The following is a 439-nucleotide window of genomic DNA, read 5'->3' as shown; positions in this document are numbered from 1 at the left end:
CCGGCTCCCCAGCACACCCGGCCACAGCCAGACCAGCCACCGCCGCAACCGCGAGCACTCCGCGCTGAATCCGCCGACTCACCTCGCAACCCGCACGCACTTGTCCAGCACGACCACGGCGTTGTGCATCGACTCCGCACCGCAGCCCCGGTCGATGTCCGTCATCTGCCGACCTCATCCTTGCGCCTGCAAGGTCGCCACCACGGCCTGCGCCGACTGCTTCGCCATCGAGCACATCTGCTCATTGGTCATGCTGCCGGTGCCCTCCGCGTTCCCCAGGAGGACGTCGAGGGTCTCCCCCTCAGCTACGTCCACGAGCACATGACAACCGAGCGCTTCCAAACCCGCGCCGGGCTGCATCTGCTCCGCGGGAAAACCGGAGATGTCGTAGGAAGCAGCCGTCTCCGGGAACGGCTCACCGAGCTCGTCCTTGAAGTCG

1 protein-coding gene is annotated in these 439 nt (G+C 67.0%); it reads right to left on the bottom strand.

What is annotated here, in order from left to right; genetic code table 11:
- Positions 1-174: 174 nt before the first annotated feature.
- On the bottom strand, positions 175-439 hold a 265-nt coding region (locus SREC43747_RS21475), incomplete at its 5' end, for a DUF3558 domain-containing protein (RefSeq protein ID WP_029723010.1).

Source organism: Saccharopolyspora rectivirgula DSM 43747 (assembly GCF_000497205.1).
Classification (GTDB): Bacteria; Actinomycetota; Actinomycetes; order Mycobacteriales; family Pseudonocardiaceae; genus Saccharopolyspora; species Saccharopolyspora rectivirgula.
This window is presented reverse-complemented; position numbering and strand designations above follow the sequence as displayed.